Source organism: Pseudomonadota bacterium (assembly GCA_027620075.1).
Classification (GTDB): Bacteria; Pseudomonadota; Alphaproteobacteria; order Rickettsiales; family UBA6187; genus 1-14-0-20-39-49.
Map to the genome: position 1 here is coordinate 582,878 of JAQCEY010000001.1, position 15,522 is coordinate 598,399.

Below are 15,522 nucleotides of genomic sequence, written 5' to 3' on the forward strand. Positions count from 1 at the left end.
ACTGGTTGCTATTTTTGTAAATTCGGGGTAGATAATAGTCCGAAAATACGAAGTATTACAACAAAAAAAGGCTTTAGATATGAACATTTTAGTTATCGGCTCAGGCGGACGTGAACACGCATTGATATGGAAATTATCTCAATCTCCACAATGCGAAAAGATTTTTGCAATACCGGGTAACGGTGGTATTTCTAAAATCGCCGAGACTGTTGTAATATCAACTTCAAACCATGATGACGTAATAAAATTCTGCAAAGACAATAATATAGAATTTGTAATGGTCGGCCCCGAAGCACCATTGGTTGAGGGGTTAGTTGACTCATTGGAGGCGGCTAATATACTCACATTTGGTCCTAGCAAAGTTGCCGCACAACTTGAAGGCTCAAAGGACTTTACCAAGAAAGCCTGTGATAACTATAATATCCCGACTGCTGATTACCGGACTTTCACCGATGCAAATTCGGCAAAAGCATATATAAACGAGAAAGGAACGCCAATAGTTATAAAAGCTGACGGTCTTGCCGCAGGCAAAGGCGTAATAATAGCTCAGGATAAAGAAGAGGCATTTACCGCAATAGATGACATGCTGGTAAATAACCGGTTCGGAGATGCAGGAAAATCGGTAGTAGTTGAGGAATTTTTAGAAGGCGAGGAAATTAGCGTATTTGCCATATGTGACGGCAATAAGGCACTATATTTCGGCTCGGCACAAGACCATAAGGCAGTAGGTGAAGGTGATACCGGACCGAACACCGGAGGAATGGGTACATACTCCCCTGCCCCGGTTATGAATGCTGCACTGCAACAAGAGATTATGGAAAAAGCAATTATCCCTACAATTGAGGGAATGAAAAAGGACGGCATGCCGTATAAAGGAGTTTTGTTCGCAGGGTTTATGGTAACCTCAAAAGGTGCAAAGCTACTTGAATTCAATGTAAGGTTCGGAGACCCCGAAACGCAGGTGTTAATGGCAAGGCTTGATGAAGACCTGCTTCCTATCCTGATATCCGCTGCAAAAGGGCAATTGCAGGAAAAACAAATAAAGCTAAAGAACAAAACCGCCTTATGCGTGGTTATGGCGGCTAAGGGATATCCGGATTCATACCAAAAAGGTACGGTTATAAATAACCTTGAATCTTTAGAAAATTCCGAAGATATCGTTGTATTCCATGCAGGAACTAAACTTGACGAGAACGGCAATTTCCTTGCAAACGGCGGTAGGGTTCTTGGTGTAACCGCCCTTGGCACATCGGTAACACAAACTCAGGCAAAAGCATATAATGCCGTTGATAAAATTGACTGGAAAGACGGATTTTGCCGCCGTGATATCGGCTGGAGGGCTATAAAAAGAGAGAGTGCGGCTTAATTTCTGCTTTCTCGTTCTTCGGCTTCCGCCATATCGACGTTATGGCGTATTAAAGTAACTATGTAATCAAGGTTTTCCACCTCACCTCGTTCCTCTGCATGCATCATCATATTTCCGATAATACGGTTAGCCACCTTTTTACTAAGCATTATACCGTTATTATTAAGTTCGCCCCTTAAATCACGCAATACATCGACTAATACTTCTGAAGCCTCATATAACTTGGGAGGTAGGTTTGCTCTTTCATATAGAACTTTAAAACCTTTGTTCCCCGTATCTTTTAACAGCTCCCTTACATTCAGCACGGGAACTTTTGTTGCCCTTGCTATACACACCTCAAATAAATTGAAGTTCCCTACGCAAAGTGCGGATATAGGCATAAGGTCGGGCGGAATATGCAGTTTTGTCATAAGCTTGCAGAATTTATAATATTCCTGCTCGGTACTTTGCATACCCATTACTTTCATAGCAGAAACTTCCTGCCCCTTATTCATGACCTCATCAAAGTTTTTAACTTTGTTTTTATGCTTTTCTTCTAATTTTGCATATATTTCTTGTGATACGGTTCTAGCAAGTTTTTCCATTATAACGACAGGTATTTTTTCCCTTTGCACCATAGCTTCCAGAAGTTTTTCATTATTTGAAAAATCATCTATTATCTTTTTATACCCGTCATCGGCAACCCTCGCCCCATCATTATGCAACAACTTATCAACAACCTTTTCATGACCGGTTTCTATTAAAGCGTTTGAAACTAATTCCGAGACATCTTTTCTTTGAGCAACACTTTCCTGTTTAGATATATCTTGGGTGGAATCAATAATTTCGACAAGGTCTTCATCTGTAAGAACCTCGGAAAATGTAAGAACGGGTATTGAAACTTCATTAATATCTTTTGCCAACTCCATTACAACATCGTTAGGTATATCTTTGGATAGTTTTACGGATTCAGAAAGAACCTTTCTTACTTCAACTTCAGTATCTTTAAGTAGTATGCGGAATATTCTTTCCGCTATTTTCATCTGGTCTTCATCAAAGCCACCGGCAGAATAGTATTTACCTATCTTTTTGGTAACATCTAACCTTTTTTCAACAGAGCTTTTTATTAGCTTTTGAATATCGTCATCTGATAATATGGCTTTGTTACCATCCATAGAAAATACCTTAAAAATAATACCTAATTTTAAACCGTACTAACTGTACTAACTATACATTTTACCGCACAAATGGTTAATTTTCTATTAATATGCGATTATTAACGGCAATCGGTTCAATATAGGACATGGGTGTTGTTTTTATTATTATTGCATCTAAAAATAAAAACATGCTATACAGCATCTAGCCAAAATAATATGAGGAAGCTATGGGTCAGGTATTATCGGGTGTGCAGCCTACAGGTAACTTACATCTTGGTAACTATCTTGGAGCGATAAAGAACTGGGTTAAAATGCAGGACGAGCATAACTGTCTTTTCTGTATAGTTGACCTTCACGCTATCACAGTTCCGCAAGACCCTAAAGAGCTACTAAACAACACAAGAAATACGGCAGCAGCCTATATCGCCTGCGGTATCGACCCGAAAAAATCCGTTATATTCCATCAATCTTCAGTGCCTGAACATTCCGAGCTTGCATGGCTATTATCTACCGTAACACCGCTTGGCTGGTTAAACCGTATGACACAATTCAAGGAAAAGGCAGGAAAGCACAAGGATTTAAGTTGTTTAGCCCTATATAGCTATCCTGTGCTTATGGCTGCCGATATATTGCTATATAAGGCAACGCATGTGCCTGTAGGTGAAGACCAAAAACAGCATCTTGAGCTGACACGCGATATAGCCGGAGCGTTTAACCATCAGTATAATAAGGAATATTTCGCACTTCCCGAGCCTATTATATTAGGTGAGGCTACCCGTGTTATGTCCCTTCGTGACGGCACGAAGAAAATGAGCAAATCCGAAGAATCCGATAATTCCCGCATAAACCTGACGGACGATGACGATACTATAGTAAAAAAGATAAAAAAAGCAAAGTCCGATATGGTAGAAGGTGTTACTTATAACGTGGAAGAACGCCCCGAAGCAAGCAACCTTCTTAATATATATTCGGCTATGAGCGGAGAAAAACGAACTGAAATAGAAAAAAGATATGCAAGTGCCGGTTTTGCAAAGTTCAAATCAGATTTAGCGGAAGTTGTAGTAGAAAATATCAGCCCTATACGCAACGAAATACAGAAATTACAACAGGATAAATCATATCTTGATGATATATTACGCAACGGAACCGAAACCGCTCGCAAAATAGCTAACAACAGCATAGGTGAAATAAAGGATATTATGGGATTGTTGAAAGTATAACTTTAGCGGGAGTTATGATAAGTTTGAATTTATAGTGATTTAAAATAACTTCCTTAACATAAGTTGTCATTCCCCGAATTTACGTAAGTAAATTATAGGGGAATCCATAGTCAGGGTTATATAATAAATACTCTCAAAAAACACCTCATTCAAATCCTTGCTGAAAATTAACACATATGTTACAATTATATAATGAAATATATTATTATTTTCGTTTTTCTGGCTATACCGCTATTACTGCACTCTAACAATGCAATTGCATTAGGTGGTGATTACGTAGTTGTTGTGTATGAGCTTGATAAAGTAAAGCGTATAGACCCGAATGCCGCCCCACAGTCTGATAGCAACGAAACAGGGCGGAATATTTCGGTAAAACAGGATATCCATATTGAAAGCGGTTCATTTAAAATTAGCCTGTTAAGCGGTGATTACCATTATTCGGACGTTAGGCAGTATAATAATAAATTAACAAGGCTCAATGAAAGAGGTAATTCCAATAAATGGAAATATGCCATAAAAACTACCGAACTTAATGAGCAAATACATCAAATGAACATGCAGGAAATGCTTCGTCAATTAAACGCCGATGAAGAAGCTAATAGCTCCGATAACAGGGAAAGAAATATATTAGGCTGGACGGTAAGGATTCAGGAAGACCTTTTAAAAGAAAATTTATTACAAGCCCGTGCGTTAAGGGAATTACAAAACCAATTATTAAAGATTCGAAACCGTGTACCGTATAGAGCCATGAAGCAACTGCAAACCGTTAGCATTTTTTTATACAAGGACAAAGGCGGAGTTGACCCTAACGTAACAGCTTATTATTCACCTTTATATAAAGCCGTAGTTTTCCATAATGCGGAAAAACTTCAAAATTTATCCGACAGGCAAAATGCGGTGGTGCTGCACGAACTTGCACACGGCTACCACGACATAGTATTAAGCTACGATAATCAACAAATTAAAGATGCTTATGACAATGCCGTTAAAAACGGTCTTTATACTAACGTAAAAACACAAAACGGCGGTATAGCATCTAAGGCATATGCACTTGAAAATCATGTTGAATATTTCGCCGAATTATCGGAAACCTATTTTTCAAGGAAGTACGGCTCGTTCGAAAACGACTATTACCCGTTCAACATTTACGACCTGAAAAAATATGACAATATCGGTTATAAACTGGCTGAAGAAATGTGGGGAAAGTAGTATAACTACCATATTAAAATATTATATAGTGTTTTAGCTTGCAGGCACTCTTTTACTTGTTTTTTTGTACCAAATATATTATGAAAGGCTGCTTGAGTTATTTTTTATATAAAAAATTATAAATTTAATGGTCGATACAAAATCTTTAAAAATTGCCGACGAGCATGACATAGACCCTTCGCTCAATCTTGAAGACGAGATTAACCGACTTCGAGAAAGCATGAATGCCGTTATACTCGCTCATTACTATCAGGATTCGGAGATTCAGGATCTTGCGGATTTTGTAGGCGATTCCCTTGACCTATCAAGGAAGGCTGCCGCAACCGATGCCGATGTTATTGTTTTTTGCGGTGTAACGTTCATGGCTGACGTTGCAAAGATATTAAACCCGACAAAAACAGTCCTGATACCCGATACAAATGCCGGCTGTTCATTGGAATTCTCATGTAGACCCGAGGCATTAAAGGCATTTAAAGAACAAAATCCCGACCACATAGTCCTGACTTATATAAATTCTTCCGCTGAGGTTAAAGCACTTTCCGACATAATAGTCACCTCATCGAATGCGGAATATATAATAAACCGGATACCTGAAGAACAACCTATAATATTTGCTCCCGACAAGTACCTTGGCGGCTACCTGAACCGCAAGACAGGGCGTAATATGCTCTTATGGGAAGGTTCTTGTATAGTACATGAAAGATTTTCTGAAAAAGAACTGGTAAAACTAAAGACTATACACCCTGATGCGAAAATTATCGCCCACCCTGAATGTCCCGAATCATTGCTGGCATATGCAGACCATATAGGCTCAACCTCATCTTTGATAAACTTCACTAAAGAAAATAACGGCAGTGAATTTATAGTCCTTACCGAACCGGGCATCATCCACCGAATGGAAAAAGAATCTGCCCGAAGTAAATTCTATGACGTTCCGGGAACCCAAGAGGGTGCATGTGCATCATGTAACGAATGCCCTTATATGCGACTTAACACTTTAGAAAAACTATATATGTGTATGGTTAATAAATCCCCTGCGATAAATATAACCGAAGAACTGCGTCTTGCGGCGAAAAAGCCTCTTGATAAAATGCTTGAGATGTCACCTCCCGAGAAATGATATTTTAGCCGCTTTTGTATATTGGCATTGTTTAAATAAATTCGCCTATGATATATATAAAAAGTGCTATATATTTTGGCATTGCTAACCAAAAGAGTTAACACTCCTTAAGTTGCGTCATTCCACGAATTTACGTAAGTAAATTATAGGGGAATCTCAGTCAATTTGAACCGGATTACCCTATAATTTTGTTACACAAAATTCGGGTAATGACGTAAAACTATTTTGGCTAGCAATACCTATATTTTTAACCATAATCGTAAAAAGAATACAAAAATGCCCAAAGATAAAAAGCCCGGAGATGCCTCGCAAGGTGGCATGAGGCAGATACATAAGAAAGTAAAGACCGCAAAGGGACGTAAACGCTCCTCTACAAAATGGCTGCAACGTCAGCTAAATGACCCTTATGTGCAGATGGCACAAAGAGACGGCTACCGCTCACGTGCCGCCTATAAAATCATTGAGATTGATGATAAATTCAACATATTCCAACCGGGCAAAAGCGTTGTTGACCTTGGAGCGGCTCCGGGAGGCTGGACTCAGGTTGCGGTACAACGCACAAAAGGTGCTACGGTTGTAGGTATAGATTTACAGCAAATAGATCCTATAATAGGTGCAACACTGATAAAATACGATTTTACCGAAGACCACGCACTTATATTGCTTGAAGAAGCTATGCAAAGTAAGAAGGTTGATGTGGTGTTAAGCGATATGGCAGCCCCTTCTTGCGGACACGCACCTACCGACCATATACGAATCATGGGTCTGTGTGAGATAGCGTTTGATTTTGCAAAAAATAATTTAAATGAAGGCGGAGCGTTTGCGGCTAAGATACTGCAAGGCGGGGCTGAAAAAGAACTGCTTGACGATATGAAGCAGCATTTCAAAATTGTAAAGCACTTTAAACCTGATTCAAGCCGCAAGGACTCTGCCGAAATGTATGTTGTGGCAACAGGTTTTAAGGGTTCATAATTCTATAGTTAACACTCCCCAAAAAATCGGCGAAAAATACTATACATAAATATATTTTTCTCTTAATGTTAGCATTTTTATAAACTACAAATTATATGTAATAATGCCTGATAAACCCCACGGTGATTTAACTACTCGTACCCTTGCTATGCCTGCCGATACCAACCCTGCCGGAGACATATTCGGTGGCTGGCTACTTGCTCAGATGGATATAGCCGGTAACCTTGTTTCCAAACGTATAGCTAAAGGACGCACAGTGACGGTTTCGGTTGATTCAATGAACTTTCACCTACCCGTTTTTGTCGGCGACACGGTCGCATGCTACACAAAAGTAAAACGGATAGGACGCACATCGGTAACTATCCATGTTGAAGCATGGGTATCAAGACAATATACAACAAAATTGATACGTGTAACCGAAGGCAACTTCACATTCGTGGCTATTGACGATGACAGGAAACCAAGAATAATACAAAAGGATAGTGATGAATAATATAAAACGCAGGGCTTTTTTAGCCGGAACATTAGCGGCAGGTGCTACGGCGAGTTTTCCCTCTCCGGCCATATCTTCGGGCAAACGTCAGTGGAAAATGGTAATGACATGGCAAAAGGCATTGCCGGGTCTTGGTACGGGTGCGGTTCGTCTTGCTAACCGTATAACGTCACTTTCCGGCGGACAATTAGAAATCAAAGTTTATGGCGGCGGAGAATTAGTTCCTGCTATGGAAGTATTTGATGCGGTCTCTCAAGGCACTGCCGAAATGGGACATGCAGCTCCATATTACTGGCTTAATAAAAGTAAGGCTACGGGTTTCTTTTGCGGCGTACCGGGCGGACTCACCGCTCAGGAACAAAACGGCTGGCTATATTTTGGCGGCGGTCAAAAACTCTGGAACGAATTATATGCACAATTCGGACTGATAGCATTCCCTGCCGGCAACACAGGCTGCCAGATGGGTGGCTGGTTCAACAAAGAGGTGAACACCCCCGATGATATAAAGGGACTTAAAATGCGTATTCCCGGTCTTGCAGGAGAAGTATTCACTAAGCTTGGCGGAAGTGCTCAGGTCATACCTCCGCAGGAGCTTTTTACATCAATGCAATCGGGTGTAATTGACGCACTTGAGTGGGTAGGACCTTGGAACGACATGTCGCTTGGCTTCCATAAAGTTTCCAAATATTATTATGGTCCGGCTTTTCAGGAGGGAGGGCCAACACTGGAATTAATGATTAACAAAAAAGCTTTTGACGAATTGCCTAAAGAGCTTCAACAAATTGTAAAGATTTCATGTGCCACTGAAAACGACCTGATACTTGCAGAATATCACGCAAATAATATCCGAGCGTTCAAAGCTTTCAAAAACGAGCATAATGTCGATATCAGGCGTTATCCCGATTCGGTCTTAAAAGCGTTATTTTCTACCGCTGAAGAAGTTATTGCCGGCGTTGCCGATGAAGGCGATATTGAAAAAAGGATATACGAATCATATAAATCATATCGAGATATGACCGTAGCCATGAGTCCGTTCACCGAACTTGGATTCATGAATGCGAGAATTTAAATTATAGTAAATTAGTGTTGCTAACCAAACAATAAAAAAGGCTCTTTAAATAAAGAGCCTTTTTTAGCTATATTTAATATCATGTTACTTTATAACAGTAACACCCCTTCTATTCTCAGCCCAAGCAGACGAGTTAGAACCTACTACCGCAGGACGCTCTTTACCGTATGATGTAGCTTGGATTCTGCTAGAACTAATACCTGAAGAAATCAGATATTTCTTAACAGCTTCCGCACGTCTTTCACCTAAAGCAAGGTTATACTCACGTGTACCGCGCTCATCGCAGTGTCCTTCTACTATAACATCTACATTAGGGTTCTTCTTTAACCAAGCAACCTGCTTATCTAAAGTTGACTGACCTTTTGCAGTTATAATAGAACTATCGAACGCAAAGAAAACTCTGTCATTTGCCCTAGCACCGACTTTACTGCCGGGGATTTTAGCAAAAGTTTCAAGATTTCCGCTGTCGATCATATATTGACCGGACACATCTGAAGAACTTGCACTTTCTCCATCCGAGTATTTTCCGGCATCGGTTGACTTTGTTGAACTACACGCAGATAGGATTAGTATTGTTGATATTACGGCTAAGGCTCTGATAAACATCTTAAAGTTCCTCATACTTTGATTATTTTGAAATAAGCCTGATTTATCATCAGACTCGTCAAGTTTAATATTATTTACAATTATTCTTTATATAGGTCAATAGCAACTATTATATAAACTTAAATTTTTACGCTATTTTTATTTTATAACAACGGAGACCATGCAGGATCCGAGCCGTCCATCGGTGTTTTTACAAGCCTTTTATTGTAACCTGTTAAATCTACCGAGTATATTTGCCACTCACCTTCTTTGTCACCCCTGTTTTTTTCCTGCCTTGCAAACATTATCACTCTACCGTTTGGCGACCATGTCGGTCCTTCATCAAGATAACTTTCGGTAAGCAGCCTTTCCCCCGACCCGTCGGTTCTCATTACACCTATAAAGAAACTGCCTTTATACATTTTGGTAAATGCTATCAGATCTCCCCTTGGCGACCATACGGGCGTTCCATACCTTCCCTGACCGAAACTTATACGCCTTACATTATTCCCGTTCTTATCCATAACATATAACTGCTGGCTTCCGCCCCTGTCGGAGTTGAAAACTATACTCTTTCCGTCAGGCGAAAATGACGGGGAGGTGTCAATCGCACCGTTATCGGTAAGTCTTTTTTGCGTTTTTGTTCTAAGATCCATAGTAAATATCTCGCTATTACCTCCGACCGAGGAAGACAAAATAACCGACTTTCCGTCAGGGGCAAAACGTGGGGCAAAAGACATGCCGCTAAAATTACCGACCACTTCCCTTTCTTTAGTATCCACATCAAGAATATAGACTTTAGGCACATTATTAGAATAGGTCATATATATAACCTTCTGTGCGGTAGGCGAGAATCTGGGAGTCAACACCAACTCGCTTCCGTCGGTCAGGTAGCGATGATTCGCCCCGTCCTGATCCATTATGGCAAGACGTTTGACTCTCTTTATTGCAGGACCGCTTTCGGAAACATAAACTATCCTTGTATCAAAATACCCGCTTTCACCGGTCAGCCTTGAATATATCTCGTCAGCCATAAGGTGGGCTATTCTACGCCAGTTATTCCTGTTCGTGCTATATGACTTACCGGATATCTGCTGTTGGGCGTGCGTATCCCATAAGCGGAATTCCATTTCAAATTCATTATTAGCTATTAAATTTATCCCTCCGGTAGCCAGTGCCGATGCGTTTATCCCCGTCCATGACGGAAATTCGGGAACGGTAGCACTGCTGTTTATTTTCTGTATAAAAGCCTTACGGGTGATTGAACGGAAAAGCCCCGAACTTATCAGGTCTTTTTCCACTACATTGATTATTTTTTCCCCAAGTGCCACCGCCTCAGGATTATCGCTACCAAGATAAGGTAATGCTATAGGCAACGGCTCTACATTACCTTGCGTAATATCAATACTTATTATCGCATTGGCATTTTGAGAGAATAACAGAAAAATAACAACTGACAGAATTTTAAAAATATTTTTCATTTCGGCTCTAACTAATTAATTAATTTCACGGTCTAATTCTTGTTTTGCAGAGGGTTCTACAGTAAATTCTAAATTCATTCTCTATGAGAGAAACTTCATTACCGGAAATTATAACAAATTAACAAATTTTCAAGTTGCAAATATGCATAAGAACATTAATACATCATCTGCGACGGGTCGAAATTTATTTCCATCTCACGCCAGCCCTCTTTTACAGCAAATTTTTCAGGCGGCAAGTCCTTTAAAGGGCTGGATTTTCTCACGGCCCTTTCCGCACTATCTACCAACGCCCTATATATGGGGTCGCTATTATACCTAAAACTATCTTTTCTTTTTATACTCTTTACATTCCCTTCAATATCCAAAGTGATTATTAAGGTTGCCGTCAGCCTATGAACATCTTTAGCCCCCGAAAAGGAGATTGTAGACCAGTTTTCCATTATCTGACGTATTATCGCACCTTTTTCGCTTTCACTAAGAGGCAGACCCGGTTTATAATCGGACTCCTCACTATTATTAAACATATCCTCAATATCGGAAAAATCGACCTCCTCGCCTTTGGTAGCTTCTTTCGGCTTAGACTCTATATCTTCAATAGTCTTTAATACCGATCCAAATAAATCCTCTTGCGGTTCTTCTTTCTTGACTACCTTTTTTTCTTCTTTTTTAGGCGGTGGAGGTTTTGCTATAGGCTTAACATCTTTTTGTACTATTTTAGGTTCCGACTTTGGTTTCTCGACAACTTTAGGGGTTTGCGGCTTAGGTTCGGGTTCCGACATTTTAGGCTTTGGTTTTACGGTAGGGTCGGGCTGTGCAGGTTTTACATTTGCCGTCTGACTGGTAGGAATCTTAGGTCTGGCTTTAGGCACAACCTTTTTTTGAGCTTTGGGTTTTACATTGGTAAACTCACCTATGGGAAGTATTTCAACTACAATAGCACTATGCTCCGTAAGCTTCTTTTCATAGAAACTAGGCAAGCCGAATAGTATCACCGCGAAAAATATCACGTGCAGTATGGCAGAAAATATTACTCCTGAACGCATTATATATTCTCCGGTTATCCCCCGATTTCAGTCAGCAAGGCAACTTTATTAAAGCCTGCGGAGTTTATTTTTCCCACAACTTCCATAACTTTTCCATAATCAATATTTCTGTCACCCCTGACAAATATCCTCACATCTTTTTTCTCGCCCGATATAGCCTGCAATTTTGCTACTAACTCGTTTTTATCTACCTTTGATTCCTGAATATAAACATCGCCTTTGGCATCAACGGTAACAGACAAAGGCTCGTCCTGTCCTGTAACCGGAGAGGCATTAGTTTCGGGCAGGTCAACCGTCACCCCCGCAACCATCAAAGGGGACGTTACCATAAATATAATAAGTAAAACCAGCATTACGTCCACCATCGGCGTAACGTTAATTTCAGCAACAGGATGATAGTTCCTGTTAATTCTTCCGCTATGTTTATTGGCTAACATTCCCATGGCTTACTCCTCGTTATGCGCAAGAACGGTGCTAAGCTCATTTGCGTAATCTTCAAGTTTACTTGCAACTTTTCTTATTTCATTGCTAAACAGGTTGTAAAAAACTACGGCAGGTATGGCGGCGAAAAGTCCTATTGCGGTTGCAAGCAGGGCTTCGGCAATACCGGGGGCAACAACTGCCAAAGTCGTGTTCTTTGTGGCAGCGATAGCCTGAAAGCTGTTCACAATACCCCATACCGTACCGAACAGCCCTATAAACGGTGCGGCAGAACCGACCGTTGCCAATATGATAAGATTATTTTCCATTTTCTCTATATAATTATTCTTAACCCTGCTCAAGGAATTATATATCCTTTCTTTATACTGGTTCAGAATTTGGGCATCGGCTCTTTTTTGTAATGCCGAAGGGGCGTTTTGTACTTCCTTCATGCCTTCTATGAACATGGCAGCCATAGCACTTCCGGGATCCGACTTGTTAACCCTACCATATAGTGCTTTATACCCTTTACTTGAGCGGTACGCGTTCTCAAAAATTGCCGACTTATAACGCATTCTCCTATAGCTACTCCACTTACTATAAACGATTGCCCAACACCAAAAAGAAGATGCGACCAATAAGAACATTACAAACTTAACAACCATATCAGACTGTGCAATAAGTCCCCAAACCGACATATCAACCGACGCAACACTACCTGCAACCGTTGCAACATCAACTGCATTTGATGCCATAGAACCTCCCTTTTTTTAATATTTATCGTATCGGCATATACAATTTATGAAATTTTATAAAAACGCAATATTTATAAATTAATATCAGACCTTCGGCTATTAATATAGAGTGGGATTTACAAAAGGCAATATAACAAATTTTCACGAAACAACAATCACACGGACTAAATACACTCAATAAGCTCACAATTATTAAAAACTTAAACAGTTTAACCACATGCCGCAATTAGCATATAGGAGCGATGAAAAATCATGACCAAATCAAAAAATCCTTTACCGAGCATCGAAGAAGAAAAACGACCTGAATCTGACAATCTTAATCATGACTCGGCATACTGACTTCTGCCGGCAATAGAAGCCATAGAACAGAATATTAAAACTACGGAAAAAAGAGAACATTATTATAAAAATAAAAGGGGTTAGCACAAAAAACTAACCCTTTTTATTTATAAAACACGAACTACAAATCTTACTTTTTCTTAGCGGTAGTAGTAGATTTAGTTGTTTTTGCCTCGCAGGCAACGTACATATAATGCCTTACATTAATTAATAAGATAAGGAACAATATTGTATCTGCTACGGATATTTGACCGAATACCTTATCCAGACCGATAGTTAGCATAACTCCGAGAATTATCTTAACCACACCTATTACAACTAAAAGCATTAGTCCCAATACAATCAACGGACCGATTGACTCAATTTGCATCTTTTGAAAATTTATCATTTTAAAAACCCCTCTTTTTAATTAAGATAAACACAGCAACCAACCATTGGTATCAGGCTAACCGTAAAAATATGTCAACCTTGTGTTTTTATTAAACAAATACAGTTTAGAAGTATAACAACCATTAATTAAAATTTAGTTAACATAATTAATTTGTATTTTATTAACCGTTTCAGGAAGAATCTAATTAATGACATTAATTGTATTTGGCATTGCTAACTAAACATAGTTTTTGTATTTAATATCAAAATTGTTAATATTTGTGTCATGCCGAACTTGTTTCAGCATCTGCTCTGAAACAAAAAGATACTGAAATAAATTCAGTATGACGAAAATTATGTTTAGTTAAGCAACGCCCCGTGTTTTATAGATTAAAGGAAAAGCATCAATGCAGGATTCAAACCGCATCGCCAAAGTAATCGCAAGGTCGGGTCTTTGTTCCAGACGTGATGCTGAAAAATGGATTTTAGCAGGACGTGTTAAGATTGACGGGAAAATAATTGATAAACCTTCAATTAACGTCACTGATAAAAATACTATACTTGTTGATGACAAACCGCTTCCGAAAATAGAAGAAGAAAAATTGTGGATTTTCCATAAACCTAAGGGGTGTATAACATCTACCGACGACCCTCAAGGCAGACAGACCGTATTTGACCTGTTACCAAAAGATATGCCGAGAGTTATAACCATAGGCAGGCTTGATTATAATACCGAGGGTCTGCTCTTGCTTACAAACAGCGGAGAGCTGGCAAGGTATATAGAGCTTCCCTCTACCGGCTGGGTTAGAACCTATAGGGTCAGGGCTTTCGGGAATCTAAATAAAAACAAACTTGAAGATATAAAAAACGGTGTTGTAATTGACAAAATAAAATACGCTCCGGCAAAAATAAACGTTGAACGTTCAAATAATAAGAACCACTGGATTACAATTTCAATAACGGAAGGAAAAAACCGAGAGGTAAGGAAACTACTTGAATATACGGGTCTTAGCGTAAACAGATTGATACGTACCTCATACGGAATTTTTGAACTTGGAAAACTACCGGTAGGAAAAACTATTCAAATTCCACAAAAAACACTGTATGATGCAAAAGTTTTAAAGTAACTTACAAAAGGCAGTATGGATAATAACGGACAAAAAGCTACATCTAAACATTCCGATATAAAATCAATCGCAAAAGAAACGGCAATAATAGCAGCATCAAATTCTGTCTGCACACCTATAAACTATGTGTTGGAAACCATCAAAACAAAGAAACAGCAAAAAACCGACAGGTCATATACTTCTTTAGTTTCCGGTTTATATGAAAAAGGCGGTGCTTCAAGATTTTTCAGGGGTTATCCGTCATATCTGGTTAGAAATACGGCAGGTTGTTTTTTCGGTAGCAGTGCTATAGTAGCGTCCATTCATACGTTAAAAGACTCCGATACCCCCCTTCCCGCAAAAATGGCAATAGCTTCAATAGCCGAAGGTACGGCGGAAACAATGCTTTTTCCGGTAGAGATATCCGAACTTGCTGCAAAAACATCAAAATCCGGCAGTACAAATTATGCCGACAATATCTTTACTAAAGAGGTTTTACAAAAAGGTGCGAATGCTTCCGTGCATGCGTTATCAAGGAACATCACTTATGGTGCCGGCATCGTAATACCTTACATGATGAACAGCTCTCCGACGGTTAGCTTTACTACCGGCATAGCGGCAGGTCTTATATCTCTTCCGTTTGATGTTATGGCTACTAAATCTTTTGCGGAAAACACAAACATACGCCAAACATACACTAATTTACTAAAAGCCGATAAACGTACGGCATTTGCAGGAGCGGCATTACGAGGAATGCAGATCGGATTATACTCACTGGCGACCAATCAGGCACTCCATTATATTGATAACCGACAGCAACAATCTATAGGTAGGTAATA

16 protein-coding genes are annotated in these 15,522 nt (G+C 39.6%); 9 read left to right on the plus strand and 7 right to left on the minus strand.

All coding sequences use genetic code 11. The annotated features are described in order from the left end of the window. The first annotated feature begins 79 nt into the window (after window positions 1-79). Window positions 80-1,366 (plus strand): phosphoribosylamine--glycine ligase, encoded by a 1,287-nt coding sequence (gene purD, locus O2942_03035; GenBank protein MDA0781221.1) that lies wholly within the window; start codon window positions 80-82, stop codon window positions 1,364-1,366. Here the strand turns inward: purD and O2942_03040 are convergent. Next, the gene (locus O2942_03040; GenBank protein ID MDA0781222.1) at window positions 1,363-2,520 is read right to left on the minus strand and encodes a DUF2336 domain-containing protein; all 1,158 of its coding nucleotides are present in this window, start codon (window positions 2,518-2,520) and stop codon (window positions 1,363-1,365) included. The genes purD and O2942_03040 overlap by 4 nt on opposite strands. Window positions 2,521-2,729: 209 nt before the next feature. On the opposite strand from O2942_03040, the gene trpS reads away from it, so the two are divergent. The 6 genes from trpS (at window position 2,730) to O2942_03070 (ending at window position 8,585) form a co-directional block, all read left to right on the plus strand. Continuing rightward, the gene (trpS, locus tag O2942_03045) at window positions 2,730-3,722 is read left to right on the plus strand and encodes a tryptophan--tRNA ligase (GenBank protein ID MDA0781223.1); all 993 of its coding nucleotides are present in this window, start codon (window positions 2,730-2,732) and stop codon (window positions 3,720-3,722) included. Between the two features lie 192 nt (window positions 3,723-3,914). Beyond that, window positions 3,915-4,931, plus strand: a complete 1,017-nt coding sequence (locus O2942_03050; protein ID MDA0781224.1) for a hypothetical protein — start codon at window positions 3,915-3,917, stop codon at window positions 4,929-4,931. Between the two features lie 127 nt (window positions 4,932-5,058). Continuing rightward, entirely contained in the window at window positions 5,059-6,051 is a 993-nt protein-coding gene (nadA, locus tag O2942_03055) for a quinolinate synthase NadA (GenBank protein MDA0781225.1), read from the plus strand. 276 nt (window positions 6,052-6,327) lie between these two features. After that, window positions 6,328-7,023, plus strand: coding sequence for an RlmE family RNA methyltransferase (locus O2942_03060; protein ID MDA0781226.1), 696 nt, complete (start codon window positions 6,328-6,330; stop codon window positions 7,021-7,023). A 103-nt stretch (window positions 7,024-7,126) separates the two neighbouring features. Then, window positions 7,127-7,516, plus strand: a complete 390-nt coding sequence (locus O2942_03065; GenBank protein ID MDA0781227.1) for an acyl-CoA thioesterase — start codon at window positions 7,127-7,129, stop codon at window positions 7,514-7,516. Beyond that, complete coding sequence (locus tag O2942_03070; protein ID MDA0781228.1) at window positions 7,509-8,585, plus strand: TRAP transporter substrate-binding protein; 1,077 nt, start codon at window positions 7,509-7,511, stop codon at window positions 8,583-8,585. The genes O2942_03065 and O2942_03070 overlap by 8 nt, the downstream gene beginning before the upstream one ends. An 84-nt stretch (window positions 8,586-8,669) precedes the next feature. Here O2942_03070 and pal read toward each other — a convergent pair whose 3' ends face one another. The 6 genes from pal to O2942_03100 form a co-directional block, all read right to left on the minus strand. Then, complete coding sequence (gene pal, locus O2942_03075; protein ID MDA0781229.1) at window positions 8,670-9,191, minus strand: peptidoglycan-associated lipoprotein Pal; 522 nt, start codon at window positions 9,189-9,191, stop codon at window positions 8,670-8,672. A 143-nt stretch (window positions 9,192-9,334) separates the two neighbouring features. After that, window positions 9,335-10,651, minus strand: coding sequence for a Tol-Pal system beta propeller repeat protein TolB (tolB, locus tag O2942_03080; protein ID MDA0781230.1), 1,317 nt, complete (start codon window positions 10,649-10,651; stop codon window positions 9,335-9,337). Window positions 10,652-10,806: 155 nt separating this feature from the next. After that, window positions 10,807-11,694 (minus strand): hypothetical protein, encoded by an 888-nt coding sequence (locus tag O2942_03085; GenBank protein ID MDA0781231.1) that lies wholly within the window; start codon window positions 11,692-11,694, stop codon window positions 10,807-10,809. Between the two features lie 14 nt (window positions 11,695-11,708). After that, window positions 11,709-12,131, minus strand: coding sequence for a protein TolR (gene tolR / locus O2942_03090; GenBank protein ID MDA0781232.1), 423 nt, complete (start codon window positions 12,129-12,131; stop codon window positions 11,709-11,711). A 9-nt stretch (window positions 12,132-12,140) separates the two neighbouring features. Further along, a complete protein-coding gene (gene tolQ, locus O2942_03095) occupies window positions 12,141-12,869 on the minus strand; it encodes a protein TolQ (GenBank protein MDA0781233.1) in 729 nt (242 codons plus the stop codon). 469 nt (window positions 12,870-13,338) lie between these two features. Then, window positions 13,339-13,596, minus strand: coding sequence for a hypothetical protein (locus O2942_03100; protein MDA0781234.1), 258 nt, complete (start codon window positions 13,594-13,596; stop codon window positions 13,339-13,341). 388 nt (window positions 13,597-13,984) lie between these two features. Between O2942_03100 and O2942_03105 the strand changes: the two genes are divergently transcribed. Further along, the gene (locus O2942_03105; protein ID MDA0781235.1) at window positions 13,985-14,704 is read left to right on the plus strand and encodes a pseudouridine synthase; all 720 of its coding nucleotides are present in this window, start codon (window positions 13,985-13,987) and stop codon (window positions 14,702-14,704) included. A 15-nt stretch (window positions 14,705-14,719) separates the two neighbouring features. After that, on the plus strand, window positions 14,720-15,520 hold the full coding sequence (locus tag O2942_03110) for a hypothetical protein (GenBank protein ID MDA0781236.1): 801 nt from the start codon (window positions 14,720-14,722) through the stop codon (window positions 15,518-15,520). The last annotated feature ends 2 nt before the right edge of the window (window positions 15,521-15,522 follow it).